The following is a 20119-nucleotide window of genomic DNA, read 5'->3' as shown; positions in this document are numbered from 1 at the left end:
GGTGATCTGTACAGCCTGCCGGCCGGTATCGTTCCAGCAAAAAAGCCCTCACGGGCTTGGATACTCATCATTCCGGCCGCTTCTGCTTGCGGTAGAAGGCCGGTTATCCGCCTGGTCTACTGACCCAGGTTCTGAATCTTATCGGTAAGCTGCTTCATTTCGTTGACCTGCTGAATCACCGGAGACTGGAGAAGCGATTTATAATCGAGCACCTGGCTGTTAAGCTGCTCCAGATGTCCGTTAATCGTGCCCAGCATCGTTTCGTTATACCCGACGATCTGCTTATGCAGGTCCTGGGCAAAGCCGGGCGCATCCAAGCCGTTAAAACTGGAAATATTGTCGCGCATCGCTTCCAGCTCTTTTTTCACTTTCTCTCCCGCCTGGGGATCGGTTGCGGCTTCGCGGGCGGCGGAGGGCAGGTTTTCGGCGAAAGCGGCCGCTTCCTGGAGATATGTCTTCGCTTCTTCTCCATAGTTCAAGGTACTGTTTACGCCTTCCAGAAGCGAACAGCCCGACAGCATCAGAACGGTCAAAACCGCAAGGACAAGTCTGATTTTCATAAATCGAAGGCCTCCTTTAGTTTCCGTTTACACGGTAATACTGTTTTGCCTGGATTCGGTTTCACTATGCGAATTCTCTGCATACGGGCTATTGCCGCGTTTTAAACAAAAAAAGAGCTGCATAACGCAGCTCTTGGCATTTTGACGGCTAATGTTCATCGAGGTCCAAGCACAATTCCAATTCGGCCGTCCTTAATTTCCAGGTCATATTTCTTAATCCGGGTCCGGTCGCTGAACAAAGACTTCCCCGTTTTGATGTCGAATTCCCAGCCGTGCCAAGGGCAGCGAACAATCTCACCCTTGCGGCTGTAGTCGTATTCGTAGACGCCCGACGGAAGATTCGTCCCGGAGACGAGACCCGCGCACATCGGTGCTCCCTGGTGCGGGCAGTAATTATGAAGCGCGTAGAACTCCCCGCCGATCCGGTAAATACAGATTTCCCGGCCTTCCACCTCGACCAGAGCATGCCCGCCTTCGGGAATGTCTTCCGTACCCAGCACATCGTGTACCGCCATAATCACACGACCCTCCGTTTACGATAAGTTATACAGCTTCTTCGCATTCTCGTAAAAGATTTTGCGACGGGCTTCCGGCTTCAGCTTCCGCAGGATCATATCCGGCGCGTCGAAGTCCCAGTGCGGATAGTCGCTGGAATAAAGAATCATGTTCTCCGCGTCGAACATGTTGAACAAGTCGACCAGATGCTGCGGATTGTCCGGCTCCTCGATCGGCTGCGTCGTCAGGAAGCAGTGCTCCGCGACGTATTGGCTAGGCATCTTGGTCAGCCACGGCACCGTGGAGCGGAGCGCCTTGTAGTTCTTGTCGAGCCGCCACATCAGCGGCGGCAGCCAGGCGATGCCGCCCTCGACGAGCACAACCTTCAGGCCGGGGAACTTGGCGAATACGCCCTCGCATACGAGGCTGACCAAATGGGCCATGAACATTTGGGACAGGCACGTATGCCACTCGATGTATCTCGCCGGATATCCGGCCGCCGTAGGCGCGGTCGAGCTGCCCCCTCCTTCGGCACCCGGATGAATGGCGACGGGCAGGCCGTGCCGCTCCGCCGCTTCGTAGATCGGGTGGTAGAAGCGGTGCCCCAGCGGCCAGCGTGCGGCGCTGGAGATGATCACTTCGACGATATCGGGATGATCCCCGATCCGGTCGATCTCCCTGGCGGCGAGCTGCGGGTCCAGCGTCGATACCGCCATGGCGCCCTTGAACGCCTTATGTTTGCCGAGCCACTCGGCGATAAGGAAGTCGTTGTAGGCGGAGCAGACGGCCGCCGCATAGTCCGGGTCGTGCGTCGTCGAAATGTTGTAGACGACGCCCGTCAGGACGGCATACTCGACGTTATAGCCTTCGATGAGCTGCTTGATCATGTAGTCGGGATCGGACCCCGCTCTGCCTCCTCCCGGCGGAATCGAGTCCTTCTTCATCACTCCGATCGGCGAATAATAACCCGAGCCCGAGTAACCGATACCCGTGGAGGCCACCCTGGATTTCCAGGGCTCCGGCAAATACGGGACTAGAGCAGAGTCGTCCTGTTCGTTGTGAACGTCGGTATCGATGACTTTCAGCTTTTCCGCTGCAGCCACAGTTTTCCCTCCTTCGTACTGATGCTGTATTTATACTCTTCTCAAGGTCTATTTCTTGCCGTACGTCCGGGTATAGGCCGTATTGTACATGTTCAGCAGATCGTCCGCTCCCATCTTCTTGACCTGATCCAGGAATTGCTGGTACGTCGTGTCGTTGATCGGTGTTTTTCCGGTGACGAATTCCGTTAATTTCTGCTCCAAAAACTTGTTGAGGTTGTTCAGCTTCGATTTTTCCAGTTCCAGCTCTTCCTCCGTTTTTACGATTTGTTTAGGAGACGGCACGATAAAAGGCTCATACCGTTTGTTGATATCTTTGCTCTTGTCGCTAAGCCCGCGTTCCCAGACTTCACGCGATTTCGCATTGTTCAGGGTGATCAGGTCATACCAGACGCCCCAGTCCTTGCGCAGCGTGTTGAACGGGGAAGCCCCGAATTCTTTCATATAAACGGGCTTGCCGTTTTCCATCGTGTAGGTTTTGCCCTCGATTCCGAGGGACAGGTAGTTCGAGCCTTCCTCGCTGACGAGATAGTCCAGGAACTGGACAGCCCGGTCCTTGTCTTTGACCTTTGCGGAAATCGCCCGCCCGACGGCTCCGATTACGGGACGGGAGAACTGATAATTTTTGATGCCGTCCGCGGCAAACTGCGGAATCGCGTCGAGTTCGAAAGCAGGAGTGCCCGCTTTGCGGCCTTTGTCCGTCAGCGATTCCAGATCCGCCTTCCAGAAGTAAGTGACAAGCGACCTGCCTTTCAGGATGCGTTCTTCCCACTGCGCCTGGGTGAGCAGGGAATACTCGGGATCGAGCAGCTTTTCGGTGTAAAGCTTATTCAGAAACACGAGCGAGTCTTTGTAGCCTTTGTGGTAAGGGGCGAACGCATATTTATCGGTCGTCGGGTCGATGTTGAAAAAGCCTTGGATGCCCGTAAACGCCCGGCCGAACACCGTATACAGTCCCGTATCGCCTACGATCGCATTGGGAATGAGCGGATACGAATTCGGTTCTTTCTCTTTATACGCCTTCAGAAACCCGTAAAATTCGTCCAAAGTACCCGGCGGCTTCAGTCCGTACTTATCCATCAAGTCTTTGCGGGTGTACCAGATGAAGTTAAAGCCTTTGCCCTCGGCGTCCCCTTCGATTACGGGCACCGTATAAATGCCGCCGTCGGCTCCGCTGGCGACCGCTTTGGCTTCCGGGTATTTCTCGTAGAAAGCTTTGAGGTTCGGCGCTTTATCCAGGTAGTCCTTCAAGTTCAGAAACACTTTGTCGGGACCGTGCTCTCTGCCCTCCTGGGTGCTGACCTGGATAAAATCGGTGACGGAGTTCGTGGCGATCATAATCTGTCTTTTCTCGGTAAGTCCTTCCTGGCTCACGATCTGGAAATCGACGCTGACGCCGGTCTTTTTCTCGATCTCTTTGAAAATCTCCCAGTCCTGCCTCACTTTTCCCTCTACACGGTCATACGCCAGCCATGAAAATTTGACGGGTTTCTTGGAATCCGTTCCCCCGCCCTCCCCCGGTGAAGCCCCCTGATCCTTGCTGGAACATCCCGCCGCAACGACTCCGGCAAGCAAAGCGACGGTCAAAATTACGGCAAACGGTCTTTTTTTCATTTCCGAACCTCCCCATAATGGTAGCTTCTGGTCTACTGGCCAGCTTTGCTGGTCCTGCCGCCCGCATATCGCGGTTTTTACTCTATAGCCATGAATTCCGCGGGAATTCAGAACTAGCCCGGCTGTCTAGCCTTTAATACCGCCGATCATGCTGCCCTGTACGAAATATTTCTGGATAAACGGATAGACGCACAGGATCGGGAGCGTAGCGATCATGATCATCGCGTATTTGAGCGTCTCCAGATGATTCAAATCCCCCTCGCCCTGAACGCTCGTTCCGGCGATGAGAATGTTGCGCAGCATAATCTGCAAGGGATACATGCTTCTGTCATTGAGATAGATCAGCGCGTCGAAGAAAGCGTTCCACTGGTTGACCGCGGTGAACAGGCCGATTGTGGCCATGACCGGTATGGACAGCGGCAGAACGATCCGCAGCAGCACCTGAAAGGAACTGCAGCCGTCGATTGTGGCGGCGTCCTCCAGCTCCTCGGGCAGCGCCTCGAAGAAGGTGCGCATGATGAACAGGTACCACGTTGAAATCAGGGACGGCAGGACGATCGCCCAGACGGTATCGAGCATGCCGAGCTTTTGAACGACCAGGAAGGTCGGAATCATACCGCCGCTGAACAGCAGCGTAAACGCGGCCAGGAGCAGAATGCTTCTGCGGCCGGGCAGCCATTTTTTCGATAAAGGATAGGCCATCGCCGCTGTCACGATAAGAGTAAGCCCCACATGAAGAACGGTATAGCGGATCGTATTCCAGTAGCTGATCCACAGATCGGGGTTGGTAACGAGCCGTTCGTAGGCGACCAGCGTAACCTGCTTCGGAAAAAGCAGCACCTCTCCGCTCGCCACCAGGGCGTTATTGGAAATCGAGGCCGAGAACACATAGACCATCGGATAAATCATGACAATGACCAGCAGCAGCATCAGGACGACGTTGAGCGTGTCAAACACTTTGGACCCCAGACTGGCTTTGATTTTCATCGCTGTCCTCCTCCTACCACAGACTCGTCTCGGAATATTTGCGTACGATCCGGTTGGCCGTGACGACCAGAATAAGCCCGATGATAGACTGGAACAGGCCTACGGCCGTCGCGAAGCTGAAATCGGAATCGAGAATCCCGCGCCTATACACGAAGGTGTTAATGACGTCCGACGTTTCATAGTTCATGGAATTGTAGAGGAGCAAAATTTTCTGGAAGCCCGTTTCCATAAAATGACCGAGCGTCAGCACAAACAGGACGATCATGACCGGCAGCATACCGACGAGTGTAATATGGCGAATCTGCTGGAAGCGGTTCGCTCCGTCCATTTTGGCCGCTTCGTAAAGCGTGGGATCGATGCCGGCGATGGCCGCCAGGTACAGAATCGTGCCCCAGCCGATCTTCTGCCAGATTTCGGAGCTTACGTAAATGGTCCTGAACCACTCGGGAATGCCCAGGAACATGACGGGCTCCATTCCGAATATTTTCACGAGAAAGTGGTTGACGACCCCGGTCGTCGGTGACAGAAACGTCACGAGAATGCCCGCGATCACGACGGTCGAAAGAAAGTGGGGCATATAGCTGACGCTCTGGACAAACCCCTTGAACCATTTGTTCCGCAGCTCGTGGAATAAAATGGCGAGCACGATCGGAGCCGGGAAATGAAACAGCAGATCGTACACGTTGAGCATGACCGTATTGCGGATGAGCTTCCAGGAATCAGGCGTGACGTAGAAGAATTCGATAAAATGCTTCAGCCCTACGAATTTGCTTTCGAGGATACCCCGGCCGATGGAAAAATCCTGGAAGGCAATAATGATGCCGTACATGGGCACGTACTTGAAAATGATGTAGTACAAGATCCCAGGAAGCATCAGCAGGTAGAGCGCTTTGTGTTTTCTGACGAGATACCAGAAGCGGGCACTCTTCGTCATGGCCTCTTCCTCCTTTCAAGTAAGCGCTTGCAAAGTGGTGATGGCCTAACTATAGAGAACCTGCCGTTTTCCGTAAAGCGTGCATATTTGTGCCCGGATGCCTTTTCCTCTATGCCTTGAAGGACGCGGTTTTCCGTGTATGTTCAGGAAAAAAAAGAGACTCCGGAAAATAAGGAGTCCGCCCCGTTCACTGATGAATCGTCCGGTATTTCGCGGGTGTGATCCCTTCGTATTTCCGGAACATCCGGATAAATGAATTTCTTCCCCAGTAACCGACTTTTTCGGCGATATCGTCCATTTTCAAATCCGTTTGAAGAAGCAGTTCTTTCGCTTTGACCAGCCGGTATTTGGCGATGTACTCCACATATTTCTCCCCGACCTCCTCCTTGAAGGTCCGGCTGAAATGGCCCACAGACATGTTCATGGAGTTCGCGAATTGTTCGATCGACAACTCTTCATCGTAATGCTCGTGAATATAGGCCAGAATGTCCGTAAATTTGCCGGCCCGTTCATCCGGCTTGGAGGCTTGGAACAGCAGCCCGTGAAACTCCTCGAAACAGCGTTTTACTTCCTCCAGCGTCATGCAGGCGTTAACCTTATCGAACAGACCCGCATAAAAAGGCACGTTAAAGTCTTTCCGGTCGGTTTCCACTGCCCGCACCCACGTATTTAAAATGTCCGTGCACAAATATTTAATCTGAACGGCCGTGCCGTTTTTGCGCACGGCTTCTTCCACCATTTCGTAAGCCGACTGCAGCAGCTTGTCGTAGTCGCGAGTTTTGTACCGGTTCAGAATACGCCCCACCTCCTGGGCGCTCAGGAACGGATCGCACGCGGCCGGATCCGGGGCCCCCTCCCCGCTGCAAATCTCGACGCCGGCGCTCAGTCCCCGGCGCTGCAGTGCGGATACGGCCTGCTCGTATGACAGGTGAAGCTCCTCGATCCCGTATACCGTTCCTCCGATGCCGATCGTCGCTTTGAAATAACCCCCATAGAGCTGCAGAGCCGCCCGGATCAGGTTCGCGTCCTCTTCGGGGCTCAGGCTGAGGAAGGGGTCCTTCTGAATGACGCACACCAGCAAATCGGGCTTGGTTCCGCACAGCCAGATGGTGGAGGGAACGAGCTGAAGAATGCGCTCCTTGAGCTCCGCCATCAGGAACGATTTGGATGTCTCCGACAACCGGCCGTACACGTCGGGGTCGTAGTGCAGGGCTATGCCCAGCACGGTCCGCGCCGCTTTTTTCGTATAGGTAAACCCGATTTCCCCGGAGTATGTCTCGATGGAGAGAGCGTCCCTGTATTCGCCCAGCAAAATTTTGGTCACGAAATGCTCCTGCACGATCGGAAACATCCCCGTCACCCGCTGGTTAAGCTGTTTGTTTTCGGAAATGATTAGCTGCGAGAACCGTTTGATCACATCGTAATCGTTCCCGTCGCTCCGGAATTGCAGCCCCTGGGCAGAGCCGTGCGATTTCAGTCCTTCTTTGATCTCCAGAATGGGCCGGTACATGCGGCGGCTCAAATAATACGAGACGAAACTCCCCACCACAATGAAAAAAGCGAGAAAAATCCAGCTGATCAGCCGCGTAAGATGGGCAGGCTTCATAAGCGTAGGCAAATCGACAAGGCTCAAATAATAGGACGTGTCGTCAAAACGGGATTTGACCAGCGAAATCGCTTTGTCCTCCGTAATCAGAAATTTGGACTCGCCAGAGGCGGCGGCCAGAGGCGACGGAAGGCGGCTGATTCCGTCCGACACTACCCCGTTCGAGCTGATAATTTCTCCCCCGCTTCCGAGTATAGCGGTACCGGCCACCCAGTTTTCCCCGATGTCGATCAACTGCCGCAATTTGTCCCTGTTCACATCCACCACCAGGTACACGTCGGGAACATCCGTATTGAACGGATAGCTCATTAAGGCGGACATCGTGGAGCCGTCCCGCTTCGGCTCCGAGAACTCCATCATTTTCCTGTTTGTAAACTTGGCCAGGTATGCCGCCTTCTCGCCGGCACCCATCGGATAGCGGAAATCGAAATAATACGCCTTATCCGTGTACGTATCCACATCAACGACAAGATCATGGTGAACGAACACCAGATACGCCTTCGTCACCAATTCATCCGATTGCAGCTTGATCAGCTGCTCCCTCAGGGAGTGGATCAGTTCCGTGCGCCGGGGGTTTTCGCCGGAAAGGTCTCCGGTTTCCTTAAGCAGGCTGCGGATATTGGAGGTGCTGAGCATGTTAATCATGTTCGTTTTCAGAGAATTAAAAGCGGTGTCCGTCTGCTCGGAGAAACGGCTCATAATGACACGGTTTAATTTCTGCGCATCCTTCTCGATCAGAGAGACGACGAGGAAATGTGCCAGCGTGCAGGCGACAATAACGGGTATCAGAATAACGACGAAATAGTTGGCGAAATGACGCCAGAACAAGGCGATGCGGAAAGAACGCGTTTTCGGAATCGGAATCATGTCTGCCTACCACCTTTTCACGGAAGGTTAAAAAGAAAAGAATGCAGGAGTAAAAACGGAGACAAAAGAAGCGGAGGAGGAAGAAACGGGATAACCCGGAGTCATCGGAAAAACCTTCGCCAGCGAGAAATGAGAGCGCTCTCATGCTATCCTTTAGTAGTATTATAGTGGCGGTGAAATAATAATTCTACAAATTTGTGAATTTTGAAATAATATTTTCGATCCCAACTTGAAAAGCCTACTTCCTCCAAAGGAAATAGGCTTTTAAATCGGCTAGTTATAAGGGAAGTGTCATCGTAATCGTTCTCGGAGCGAAACCCAGCGACTCATACAGATGAAGCGCGTGATTTCCGGCATATACACTGAGCCTTACTTCCGGATATCCTTGGCTTTTAAGCTGCTCCACCGCTTCCTGCATAAGCTGCCTGGAGATGCCGCGTCCTCTGAACGGCTCAAGCACATAGAGCTCATACACGAACCCGATAGTCCGGTCGGTAAACGAGTCTTTGCTCTCCCCGATCAGAACCCACCCGGCCAGCCGCTTCTCTTCCGCTGCGATCAGGTAATAGCAGCCTTTTTTCAGAAGGGGATCTACGAGCTGCCTCACTTTGTCCCGGTTCGGCTCGGCATTGCCGAGCGTTCCCTCCGACAGAGCCTGAGGCGAAAGCCTGCGGATCTGCTGAATTTCCTCCGGAATCGGTTTGCGGATTTCCACGTCGTTATGTTCCCCCTTTACGTGCCCTCTTGCCCGGCTATTTCTCTTCCGTACGGTATAACATACGACCCCGCAGGGCGGGTTCCTTCTTTTATCCTTAAAAATGAAGCGGCCCGTGCGCGTTGAGCTTAATCTTTTCACCCTCCGTGCCCATAAAGCCGGCCTCCGCAATGCGTTCGAGCAATCTGCCGCCGTATTGGCTGCGAAGCTGTAGCTCCGGCATATGGATATAGCCGATGTAGCAGTCGCAGCAGTCCATCCGGCACGGACGCGGACGCGAGAGCGCGTCCAGGCCGTCCCGGTACAAATGGCCGATAACCCGGCGGTCTTTGTAGCAGCGCTTGACTATGCCGGGCCCCTGGACGTAGAAAACGTCGAGACCTGTGCCGCACGCCCGTCCCCGGCTCTCGTAATCCTCGGCGTTCAGATCGAACAGCGGATCAAGGCCTCTCAGGAAGGCCATATCTTCTTCCGAATAATAATCCGGTTTGTCCTTGAACGCATTGACCCACATATACACGTCGGAAGGCAGCGAACGGCGGAGCGACTCCAGTCGGCCGAAAGCGCTTCTGACGCCCACGGAGCCGACGCTGAACGGGATTTGACGGTTGTGCAGCTGCATAACCTGTCCCAAAAATTTCTCCTCCGTCGTCTGCCCGGGATGATACGTCACCCAGAAGGCGGCTTTATTCGGATTCAGTTCCTCGGTCCACGCGAGACCGGCGGACAAATTCGTCTGAATGGCGACTTTATCCACATGTGCCATATGCGACAGGCGGACCATGGCCTCCTTATACCAGCGGTGAGTCAGCCCTTCGCCGTAAGGATTGAAGAAAACCGACAGGCGGTGCCCTTCGGCGCCCTGACTCTCCGCCCAGTCCGCAAAAGCTTCCACCTGCCGCCGGTCCTTCGCCAGCGTGGCCGCACTGTCCTTGTTCTTGCTGAACGGACAGTACGGACAGTCGTAATTGCACGACGAGAGGCTTCCCCGGTAATACAGCGTCGCCTTCATGCGAAGGTGTATCCTTCCATCCGGATGCGGGTCTCGGGGGAAATAAACCAGTCTCCGATGGAATCGGAGAGGGCGATCCCGTCGTCCGTCAGCCGGAAGAGGCCGCCTGCGCCTGCGTCTGCCCCGGTCCCCGGCACATGCTCGGCCAGCCCGGTCTCCGTCAGGGAGTTCAGCTCGGGATAGTCCTCCAGCGCTTCCGTGCCGAACCGGCCGGCGTAGGACGCGAGCTCCAGCCCCTCCCGGTGGAGAAGCGCCTTCAGAATGAAGCGCCGCTTCTGTTCCGCCTCGTCCAGGACAAAGCCGTAGTCGATGAGGTCATGACGCTCCGCAGCGACATAGTCCGCGATAATGCCGGCCGTCGCGCTGCGGCTTACCGCATAGCGGGTCGCGTAGTGTACGTTCTTCGTGTACGAGCGGGCGCCGCAGCCGAGACCGACCATGCCCTCTTCCTGGCAGCCGTACGGCAGAAGCGTCTTGGGCGACGAGGCGCTCTCACGGGCGAACCGCCTCATCGAATACTGCGTATATCCCGCAGCCAGGAGACGGTCGCGCGCCGCCGTATAGCAGGCCATGCGGATATCCGTGCCCCGCTGCCGGATCTCTTCGGGCTTGACGATCGTGTGCTCCCGCGTATACAGCGGGTATATAAAGATTTCTTCCGGTTCGTAGGCAAGCGCCCGTTCCAGGGAATAAAGCCACGTCTGGACGGTCTGGCCCGGCAGTCCGTAAATAAGGTCGAGATTGAGGATCGGAAACTTGACCCGTTTCAGCTGCTCCAGCGCTTTCTCGACCACCAGAGGCATTTGCGGACGGTAGATGGCCGCTGCCTCCGCTTCCACAAAGCTCTGGATGCCCATGCTCACACGGTCTACCCGGTGCGCCTGCAAAATGTCCAGACGCTCTGCGGTGACCGTCTCCGGCGAGGTTTCGACCGAGATGGAAGCTTCTCCGGCGTCGAGGCCCATGACATCTTCCGCTATCCGGAAAACACGGTCAAGCAGAGCCGGTTCCAGCAGCGTAGGCGTTCCTCCTCCGACGGCGAAACGCGCGAATTTCTTGTGCTCGACATGGGGAGCCCACTGGCGGGCCTGCCGCTCCAGCGCATCGACATACTGCTCGTGGGCGCTCGTCCGCTTGTCCGGCAAGGTGAACAAATTGCAAAAGCCGCAGCGCGCCCCACAGAACGGGATATGCATATATAAGAAGAAAGTTTCCGCCGGCTCGTCCGCCCACAGCTCCTCCAGCGGGATTTTTCTCTCCAACTCCCGGTAAGCCGTCTTGTGCGGATAAGAATACAAGTACGAGCGGTAAGGCGCGGAACGAATCTGTTCTTCCCAAGCGGAAACGGACATTTCTTCAGCTGCCTGCATAAGCTTGTTCCTCATTTGAGAAGAGGACATCGGCCTTCACTTCCTTTTCGTCAATTTACAAAATAAACTCGCGGTAAGGCACATTCCAGACCGCTTCGTGCGCGAGCCGGTGGCCTTCGTAGCCGTCTTCGCCGTAGCACGTTCCGTGATCGGAGAAAGCCAGGCAGAACACCGGCCGCTCCCGTTCTCTCATTGCTTCGAACAAACGGCCGAGCTGGCCGTCCACATAGCGGAGCGCCGCCCTCTGGCTCTCGACCGAATCTTTCTTCGCACCGGGAAGAAAATAATGATTGGGCCCGTGTATGGCCGAAACGTTCAGAAACATAAACAGCTTCTCGTCCGGCTCCGTCCGCTGGAGCAGCTTGAGCGCATGATTGACCTGGTGCTCGGTGGAACGCGGGTTCGTCACACCGAAGGTCATACGCCAGTAGCTTTCCTGAAAATAGCCGGGGAGCACCCGGGCGAGCGGAACTTTTTTCGTAAAAAAAATTACACCCCCGATACAGATCGTCCGGTAGCCTTCTTCCCGAAGGCCCGACACGAGATCGGGTGTGTCGAACAGCCATGTATGGGGATGAGTTTTAAGCCCCGTGTTTTTCGAGTGGAAAAGACGGATATGCTGCGACTTGTCCGTCGTTGCCGGAGTCGGCAGAAAACCGCCGAAAAAAGCGTGATGCGCCGCATACGTAAAGCTGCCGGGCGTGTGCCGCTTCTCCCAGGAGCCGCCGCCGCACAAGTTCGGGCAGTTGGCCTCCTCCAGCACGGCGGCGTCGTAACGCAGCGTGTCCAGCGTAATCATCAGAATGTCGTGAGTGCCGACAATCTCGTTCATATTCATAGAAGCGTTCCTCCCCCGTCCGGTGACGCCGCTGCCGCTCCCGCTTTCCCGGAGCTTCCGGCTCTGGAAAATCCGGCGGAACCCGCAGCTTCCGCAGACCCGGAAGCTGCGGTATCTTTGGCTCCAGCCGCGCCCCCGGCCGCTTCCGCCGCTTCGGCGGAGCCGCCCGCGAGCCGTTTCATCTGCCATTCGTAAGGGTCCATTCCCTGGTAAACGACACGGTACAGCAGATCCCCGAACGGATTGATGTCAAGTATGTAGGGCGCGTGCGAAGCGCTGTCTAGCAGCACGTCGATTCCCGCTGCGGCGGAGCGCGGAAAAGCGGCCAGCGCCTTCTCGGCGCAGGCCGCAGCTCTTTCGCGGACGCCCGGCGCAAGGCCGAGCTCCTCCACGCTTACCCGCTCGCTGCGCAGGTGAAGGTTCGTGATCGGCGTACGGCTTACACGGGCGATACTGTGGCAGGCTTCACCCGCTACGACAAGCTGGCGGATATCGTACGTCCCGCCGCCGTAAGACGCTTTCGGGATCCACTGCTCGACGTGGGCGCCATGCCTCAGCAGCCAGTCCAGCACCTGGCGGATCACGGATTTGTCCGTATAACGCCTGGGTTTCATCGCGTTATAGAATACCGGGGCGCGGGCGCCGTAGTTCTCGACGCCGACAGTCGTGACCGCCTGCTCCGCGCCCGTAAGCGGGTTGATGCGGTAAGCGACGACACCGCAGGCACCCGAGCCGGACGCGAGCTTCACGAAGACCCGGTGAACCCGCCGGGAGAGCATCAGCCCGCGAAGCGTCCCGCAGTCCGCGATCTCCTCCGGCGGAGCCAGGAGGCGGGGCACCGGCATGCCGGCGGCGGACAGGATGCGGTGCGTCTGCCGCTTGTCGAACATGCCGGCGATGTCCTCCGGCGCGTTCGTCCACTGCGGCTGCGGCCACAGCTCCTCCGCTTCCCGCCGCAGGCGGGCAAGCAGCCGCGCGAAGCCGCGGAACCATTGGGACGGGTGATACTGCCGTCCCTCCTGCTCCGCGAGCGAGAGCGCGGACCGCACGGAGAGCGGCTGCGGATCGCTGCGGTGCCCGAACGGAAGCAGCCGGTCGCCGTACGCCGCCTCTTCGTGGTCGGGAGCGCCCAGGGCGATCAGCCCGCGCTCCACCGCGAAGAGCTCGCCGGGCGCGTCCAGCCGCAGCAGCGGGCCTTGTCCGCCCGCCGCCTGCTGCGAGGCCGCTCCTGCGAGGCTTGCCGCCTGCGCGAGCGATGCGCTGCCGTCCAGCAGCCCGGCGTACGGCAGCACGACGGCCGGAGGCAGCCCCAGCTTCGCGCGCGCGCTCTGCAGCCCCGCCGTGCGGCGGTTGTCCGGGTTGCCGATCAGGATCATCCTTTGCGGCATGCCGTTATTCCGTGAGCGACGGATACCGGTAGTCGTCGTCTTCGTCCATATCCTGCTGATCTTCGGTGTTGACGTTAAGGCCGGATAATCTCCAGCGGTTCATCATTTCGTCGGACATATAATGATGGCTTAAGTTCAGATACTTCAGCTTTTTTACTTTTTCGCTGTTGAGCAGCGCTTCCGCTCCAATATCGGACAAGGTTCCGTCCGACATGTCCAGCGTATGCAGCCCGTCCAGAATCGGCGCGTCCGCCAGCGCGATTGCCAGCTCGTCCTGGATTTCGCTGTTTTTCAGACCGAGATAAGTGAGTTCGGGGAACTTGCCGGGTTCGGTGAGCTTCAGCACATCCTCCAGGCTGCCGTCGAATCCGTATTCGTCCACGCCGAGATACAGCTCCAGCTTTTTCAGGCGCGGAAAAGAACCTTCGGCTATTTGATGGATCACGTCCTTGCCCAGACCGCCGCAAATAATGGTCAGTTCCTCCAGATTTTCGTGACGAGCCGGGTTCAGATCCAGTCCCGTGCTTCCTTTGACCGTAAACGACCGGAGTGCGGGATAAGCCTCCAGCAGCGGGGCCAGATTGGTCTGCATAATCCAGGACACTTCGCATTCCTCGAAGCCCATATCTCCGATAAACAGACTCGTCAGTTTCGGAAACCGGTCCTTCAAGGCGACAAGCGTCACGACCGTTTCTTCGGAATCGTTTTCATAAGCACCGCCCCAATCTCCGATAATGAGGCTTGTCAGCTCCCCGCTTTGCGGGCTGTCCGCCAGCTCCTCCAGCAAATCTTTCATTTTCTTGCCGGCTTCGTACTGGTCGTAATCGATCGTTAGTTTAATCTCGGACATAACGGTCCCTCCCATGTAAACTTTTTCCTTCTATGTACGATATAATCCTAACTATAAACGATATTAAAAAAGACTTGCAAACATTTCCGGACGACCGTTTCCTTTTTCCGCCTTGTTTCTTTTTCGTTTTTTAGGGGCTGTTTCGTATGAAATCCGCACCGGATGCGGGTTTTTCGGGATGGATAACATCTTCTTTCCATGGACATATACGTAAAAAAAACCGCCATGCGGATCACACGGCGATCGGACGGACAGCCGGGGTCTAGTAACGGCAAAAGCAGCGGTTTCCAGGCAGCGGTTCCCCGGATCCTCGGTACCCCCACAAAAAGTATCGCCGCAAAACAAAAAATCCGCTTCCTGGCGGATTCCAACAAAATTCCCTATCATGCAAAGAATAAGGCTGCCGATTTTTACCGGCAGCCTTTTTTCGCAGCCTTTCGGCTCCTTTATTACACGGTCTTCAACTCCGAAACCGCAACTTCTTCCGCATTCTTCTTCTGGAATATCATCCCTTTATCCTTGAAGAGCAGGAGGAACACTAGCGCGACGACAGCCGCCACGACAGCCGGGTAAATCCAGAATTGCTGCCACTGCTTCAGCGCAGCCGCCCCTTGATCCACGACCGTATGATTGAAGATATAACCCGTGACCGAAGACGCGAACAACAGTCCTAGCCCGTTCGAGATCATGAACTTCAAGCTCTGTGCCTGCGCTTTAATCGTCACGTCCGCTTTATTGTCCACATAGATGTCTCCCGCCGTGAAGAAGAAGTCCCAACAAATCCCTTGCAGTGCCAGCGCAATGACGATGACGAGAATGCCTGCATCGACGGCCGCGAAGGAGAACAAAAGCGAACGAAGAACCCACGTGATCGCGCCCCACAGGATAATCTTTTTGAATCCGAATTTGAAGAGAAACAGAGAGAGCAAGAACATAAAGATAACTTCCGTTGCAATACCGATTTGCATAATCGTAGCTGCATTCTTAAACCCTAGCGCGCCCAGGAATACCGGCACATAAGCACTGTAAGCCGTTTTAGGAATCATCAGGAAAATCGTACAGGCCATGAATACCGTAAAGTTCTTATCCTTGAACAATGCGAGCGCATCAAGACAGAGCAGGTCCTTCATCAGGAACTTCTTACCCTTGCCGGCTGCTGGCGTATTCGGAAGCGTGAAGCAATAGATCCCCAGCACAATGGCAGAGATCGCTGCAATTTTGAAGGTCATAATGCTGCCCGAGAAGCCCATCTGTCCGAGCAGGAACCCGATCGCCATAAAACCAAAAGTTCCGAACACCCGAATCACCGGAAATGTTTTGGCGCCATGAATATGTCTGAAGCTGATGCTATTCGACAAACCCGTCGTAGGATAGAACAACACACCGACGATAAAGATCAATACGAGGAACATCGTCGCGTTGCCCGATTGAATCTGAGACGGAATCGCCAGCAGCACACAAGCATTAACTACATGCAGGATGCCCATAATTTTCTGGGAGGCGATGAACCGGTCCGCGACCATCCCGATAAACAGCGGCGACAGAATCGTCGCGATGCCGAGCAATGCATAAGAAGTACCGATGATGGAGGATAAGCCCGAGGTGCTGAGAACTAAGCCTAAAGTCATATTCCAGGCGCCTTGAACGAAATATTGCAGGAACATCATGATTAATAGTCTCGGAACGATAGTAGTCTTCATGTGTAATATCCCCTATTAAATAAATTTGATGAGACCGTCGTAAGCCACTTCGATACCGTAAGGCTTGAAGATGTCCACAAGCTCGTCATGCATGAAACCGCTGTTATGAGATAAATGCGAAACGATGATCCGGCTCGATGCCGAGTGAATGCCGCTATCCAGCAATCGCTTCTGGGTCTCCAACACGGTCTCAATGCTCATATGACCGTCGGAATGCGGATTCTGATTGTAGCCATGTGTACATTCGAGTACCGTCAGATCGATATGCTTGTCCGCGAGCCACGACCACGTCAATTCCGGGAACCACCCTGAATCATGACCATACAGCAAGGTCTTGCCTTCCTTTTCGATAAAATAAATCAGACACGTCTCCCACTTCGCATGATTGGCGAGAAGGGGCGTAATGCGCGCTCCGCCGGACTCTACTGTCACAAATGGAATCAGCCGGGTGAATTGAAACCGCTGGGGACTATAACCGGACAACACATCCAGACAACCGTTAACGGCACGATCATTCCCGAAAATATGCAGCGGATGCGTAACGTGGTGACCGTACCCTTCCATCCGGCTGAACAAATCTCCTGCGTTAAAATGATCCGGGTGCGTATGAGTGAAGAGCAATTCCGAAATCCGAGTAACATCCACATCGTCCCGCATGACTTGGCAGCTGTATTCCGGCGGGAAATCAATCTGCATCGTATCATCGACAATCGCAGCTGACCGCGTTCTTATATTTTTCCCTTTCTCGCTTCGCGTCTTCTCGCAAACCTCGCATTTGCAAAATGGATTCGGTATCCCTTCCGACGCGGCAGATCCCAGAAAATGAACTTTCATATAAATATCTCCTTTTCGATTCGCAGGTATGCGGGAATTCAGATACATTCTTTCTGTGATTGTTTCCTAGCAGCATCCTTGCTGCTTCTTGATTTCCGATCATCCACCGGGTTGTTCATCGGAAGAAATCGACTGATTCTTGCAAGGAAAAAAGTTAAGACGACGGAGAAAATGACGATGCCATAGTATCCCGCTCCAATGCCAATTCCGACGCCGCCTGAGAAAAATATCATGGCCGCCGATGTTAGCCCCTTAACCCGTTCCCCGTCCTTAAGAATGACCCCCGCTCCGATAAATCCTAAGCCGGATACGATTTGAGCCGTCAGCCGCATCGGATCGGCGCGCATGAGTTGACCCGTTTCATTGTAATGACTGGCGGTAGAGATGGAAATAATCGTAATTAATGTACAAGCCACTGAGGTATAGGTATATGTCTTCACACCGGCGGGCTTATGTTTATGTGATCGATCCCAGCCAATAAACAGGCCCATCAATGCGCTCGCAAGGATTCTGACATACATCTCCCAATGTCCGAACATCTGGCCATACTGGATTGGATCCACAGCGTTCCTCTCCCCCTTTAATCATGATGTCGTACAAATCTTGGCCGACCGCACTGACAAACGATCAATCCAGATATGATGTTAACGCTTTCTTGAATAGAATTCTAACATATTATTGGAACGAGTCAATAAAATTTTGAGAATAACTTCTCGCTTGATTGTCAAAAATCTGCCTAAAATACCGTAGATACAACGTTTGATGTTTTTTTTCAAATGTTTTTAATATTGGAACGTGTCAAAATTGTGTGATAGCATATCAAAAGAAGACCCGATATAATTAATTTAGCCAACTATCATCAATAAAGGGGGGGAGAATGGAGCATGCCTACCATCAAAGATATCGCCAAAGCTGCGGGGGTGTCGCATGGAACGGTATCGAATGTGCTGAACGGAAGAGGAAATGTAAGTCTGGAGAAAATCAATCTCGTGGAAGAGGCCGCCCGTAAAATGGGTTACAAGATCCACGCGCGGGCTAAATCTTTACGTGAAGGCAGCACGACAACCGTCTCCCTCATCCTGCCTAACATTTCATCGGATTCCTATAACAAGCTGTATATCGCAATCCATAGCACCCTCCTCCGTGCGGGGTACACGACAAATTTATATCTCACACAAGATCAGAAAGAGAATGAACAAGCCCTTCTGCAAGAAATTGCTGCCAATCGGGACTGCGCTGTAATCACGGTCTCCTGTTTGGACGATGCCATGGAATATTACGACCTGCTCGGTATTCCACGGGAGAATATCATTTTCGTCTATCGTAAATTGCAAAACACCATGAAATTCGCCAGCTTCAATGCGGATACATCCGGACGGACGATTGCTCGGAAAATAAAAGAAAAAGCGTACAAAAAGATCGGAATATTCACCGATTTGCTTCAATATTCCTGTGATCGGGATTTTAGAAATGCCATCATGGAAGAACTGTCACCTCTGGATTTGCGCATACATACGATTGCTGCCGCGCAATCTACCGCCTATAACCATGCATTTGATTTCTTTGCAGGGGATGCCTTCGATTGCATTGTGACCAGTGATCTGGAACGAGCGCGCTATATCAAAAACGCCCATTTTTTAGGGAGTACGGGCCAAAGTCCGGAGCTATACAGCTTGGCCGATTCCGAATTTCTAACCGAGGATTTGATTAACAAGTATCACATCAATTACCAGTGGCTAGGCAAAGAAATTGCCGAGACGATTCTACGTCATGAGACGACGGACCAGCGTGACGGGGCCCCGATCATCGGATTGAATCGCGGGTTTATGTTCGAACACCAGACGCTTGGTCATCCGGCGGCGAACAAGACGCTGAACATTCTTACGATCCCGAGTCCAACCACAGATGCGCTCAAGAAATTAGCGCCGCATTTTAAGAAGACGACCGGTATTGATCTTCGGCTAGCCGTCTATTCGTTCGAAGAAATTTACGACATCTTATCCGATATCGATAACCATAAGCATTACGATATCATTCGTGTTGATATGGCCGGGTTATCTTGGTTCGCGGGCCGGACTTTAAAACCGTTAAGCCCGGAAATGCAGGAGCTGCTGACGAATTATCCTTCTCAGCTTATCGAGCGGTATGCTTATGTGAATGAGATCCCTTACGCCGTACCTTTCGACCCTAGCATTCAAATGCTTTTCTATCGTAAGGATATTTTCGAAGATACCAAAGTGCGAAGAATGTTCTATGAGCAGTATAAAGCCGAACTGCGAACGCCCTCCGACTTCGACGCGTTCAACCGGATTTCCGCATTCTTCTCCCGAGCGAGTAACCCCGAGTCGCCTTTATCCCATGGATCCTGCGTAACGACGGGAAACTCAGAGATAATCGCTTCCGAATTCCTAGTCAGGTATTATGCCGAAGGCGGACATTTGATCCAAGAAGACAATAAGCTGGCTCTATCCAAAGAGATTGCGATGGATGCCTTTCATAGCTATATCGATCATTTATCCATAGCCAGGAACTTACCTGCCAAATGGTGGGACGAGTCCATCTCGTTATTCGAAGACGGTCAGATCGCGATGCTCATCGTGTATATGAATTTGTTCTCGAATATTGCCCACAGCGAGATATCCCCGCTCGTCGGGTTCGCAGAGGTCCCTGGCCAACAGCCGCTGCTAGGCGGAGGCTCGCTAGGCGTATCAAAATATTGCCGGAAGGACGACGAAGTCTCAGCCTTCTTCCGCTGGTTCTATGGTCATGAAATTGCCGAGCAAGTTACGCTGCTTGGCGGCGCTTCGGTCAACGATTTCATCTACAGCAACCAGAATGTCATGCATCAATACCCTTGGCTGAAATTCGCTAAAGACTTAGAGTACCGCGGGGTTCGGGAATCCGCCTTTCCGACAGGACATAACTTCAATCTGCGGAAAGTCGAGAAGATTATCGGTCTCGGTGTGAAAAATGTGATGAATCAGATGATGAGCGTCGAGGAAGCGATTGATTATATCAATGCAAGGTTATCCGACAAAGAGTTTCTTGCCTTATAGGAGATGCAGCTCTTAAGATACAGGAAAAAGACAGGTCAATGATCGCCGCGGTATCGCCGGGTGTCTGACCTGTCTGGGAAGTCCATGAAAAGAAAAAACTCGAACCTTTTTCCGGCTTTACCCGTGCCGGCCTCATTTACCGCGCCTCCCGGACTGCCTGCCTGTTGAACGCTCCCGTCACTGCCGCTTCCGG

General features: G+C 53.9%; 18 protein-coding genes. 1 reads left to right on the top strand and 17 read right to left on the bottom strand.

Annotated features, from left to right (window positions below; genetic code table 11):
• Window positions 1-116 precede the first annotated feature (116 nt).
• From C4S74_RS14800 to C4S74_RS14720, 17 genes are all read right to left on the bottom strand, one after another.
• On the bottom strand, window positions 117-560 hold the full coding sequence (locus C4S74_RS14800; RefSeq protein ID WP_103996070.1) for a DUF6376 family protein: 444 nt from the start codon (window positions 558-560) through the stop codon (window positions 117-119).
• Window positions 561-715: 155 nt separating this feature from the next.
• Window positions 716-1075, bottom strand: a complete 360-nt coding sequence (locus tag C4S74_RS14795) for a Rieske (2Fe-2S) protein (RefSeq protein ID WP_103996069.1) — start codon at window positions 1073-1075, stop codon at window positions 716-718.
• 18 nt (window positions 1076-1093) lie between these two features.
• Window positions 1094-2158 (bottom strand): amidohydrolase family protein, encoded by a 1065-nt coding sequence (locus C4S74_RS14790; protein WP_103996068.1) that lies wholly within the window; start codon window positions 2156-2158, stop codon window positions 1094-1096.
• A 48-nt stretch (window positions 2159-2206) separates the two neighbouring features.
• Window positions 2207-3769, bottom strand: a complete 1563-nt coding sequence (locus C4S74_RS14785; protein WP_103996067.1) for an extracellular solute-binding protein — start codon at window positions 3767-3769, stop codon at window positions 2207-2209.
• A 126-nt stretch (window positions 3770-3895) separates the two neighbouring features.
• The gene (locus C4S74_RS14780) at window positions 3896-4756 is read right to left on the bottom strand and encodes a carbohydrate ABC transporter permease (RefSeq protein WP_103996066.1); all 861 of its coding nucleotides are present in this window, start codon (window positions 4754-4756) and stop codon (window positions 3896-3898) included.
• Window positions 4757-4769: 13 nt separating this feature from the next.
• A complete protein-coding gene (locus tag C4S74_RS14775) occupies window positions 4770-5690 on the bottom strand; it encodes a sugar ABC transporter permease (RefSeq protein WP_103996065.1) in 921 nt (306 codons plus the stop codon).
• 187 nt (window positions 5691-5877) lie between these two features.
• Window positions 5878-8163, bottom strand: coding sequence for a helix-turn-helix domain-containing protein (locus C4S74_RS14770; RefSeq protein WP_103996064.1), 2286 nt, complete (start codon window positions 8161-8163; stop codon window positions 5878-5880).
• Between the two features lie 277 nt (window positions 8164-8440).
• Complete coding sequence (locus C4S74_RS14765; RefSeq protein ID WP_103996063.1) at window positions 8441-8878, bottom strand: GNAT family N-acetyltransferase; 438 nt, start codon at window positions 8876-8878, stop codon at window positions 8441-8443.
• Between the two features lie 97 nt (window positions 8879-8975).
• Entirely contained in the window at window positions 8976-9890 is a 915-nt protein-coding gene (locus C4S74_RS14760; RefSeq protein WP_103996062.1) for an STM4011 family radical SAM protein, read from the bottom strand.
• A complete protein-coding gene (locus tag C4S74_RS14755; RefSeq protein WP_374755403.1) occupies window positions 9887-11260 on the bottom strand; it encodes an STM4012 family radical SAM protein in 1374 nt (457 codons plus the stop codon). Before C4S74_RS14755 ends, C4S74_RS14760 begins: the two co-directional genes overlap by 4 nt.
• Window positions 11261-11315: 55 nt before the next feature.
• Window positions 11316-12098, bottom strand: a complete 783-nt coding sequence (locus tag C4S74_RS14750) for an STM4013/SEN3800 family hydrolase (protein ID WP_103996060.1) — start codon at window positions 12096-12098, stop codon at window positions 11316-11318.
• Window positions 12095-13486: an STM4014 family protein gene (locus C4S74_RS14745; RefSeq protein ID WP_103996059.1), complete on the bottom strand. Its 1392-nt coding sequence runs from the start codon at window positions 13484-13486 to the stop codon at window positions 12095-12097. The genes C4S74_RS14750 and C4S74_RS14745 overlap by 4 nt, the downstream gene beginning before the upstream one ends.
• A 4-nt stretch (window positions 13487-13490) precedes the next feature.
• Complete coding sequence (locus C4S74_RS14740; protein ID WP_103996058.1) at window positions 13491-14336, bottom strand: STM4015 family protein; 846 nt, start codon at window positions 14334-14336, stop codon at window positions 13491-13493.
• Between the two features lie 63 nt (window positions 14337-14399).
• The gene (locus C4S74_RS14735; protein ID WP_146065504.1) at window positions 14400-14723 is read right to left on the bottom strand and encodes a hypothetical protein; all 324 of its coding nucleotides are present in this window, start codon (window positions 14721-14723) and stop codon (window positions 14400-14402) included.
• Between the two features lie 62 nt (window positions 14724-14785).
• Window positions 14786-16036 carry an MFS transporter gene (locus tag C4S74_RS14730; RefSeq protein WP_103996056.1) on the bottom strand — a complete coding sequence of 417 codons (1251 nt, stop codon included), beginning with the start codon at window positions 16034-16036 and terminating at the stop codon, window positions 14786-14788.
• Window positions 16037-16051: 15 nt separating this feature from the next.
• Complete coding sequence (locus tag C4S74_RS14725) at window positions 16052-16870, bottom strand: MBL fold metallo-hydrolase (protein ID WP_103996055.1); 819 nt, start codon at window positions 16868-16870, stop codon at window positions 16052-16054.
• A 38-nt stretch (window positions 16871-16908) separates the two neighbouring features.
• Window positions 16909-17409, bottom strand: a complete 501-nt coding sequence (locus C4S74_RS14720) for an MgtC/SapB family protein (RefSeq protein WP_103996247.1) — start codon at window positions 17407-17409, stop codon at window positions 16909-16911.
• Window positions 17410-17754: 345 nt separating this feature from the next.
• Here C4S74_RS14720 and C4S74_RS14715 point away from each other — a divergent pair, with 345 nt between their 5' ends.
• Window positions 17755-19926 (top strand): extracellular solute-binding protein, encoded by a 2172-nt coding sequence (locus tag C4S74_RS14715; RefSeq protein WP_103996054.1) that lies wholly within the window; start codon window positions 17755-17757, stop codon window positions 19924-19926.
• The last annotated feature ends 193 nt before the right edge of the window (window positions 19927-20119 follow it).

The sequence above is a fragment of the Paenibacillus sp. UNC499MF genome (genome assembly GCF_900107975.1).
GTDB lineage: Bacteria > Bacillota > Bacilli > Paenibacillales > NBRC-103111 > Paenibacillus_F.
This window is presented reverse-complemented; position numbering and strand designations above follow the sequence as displayed.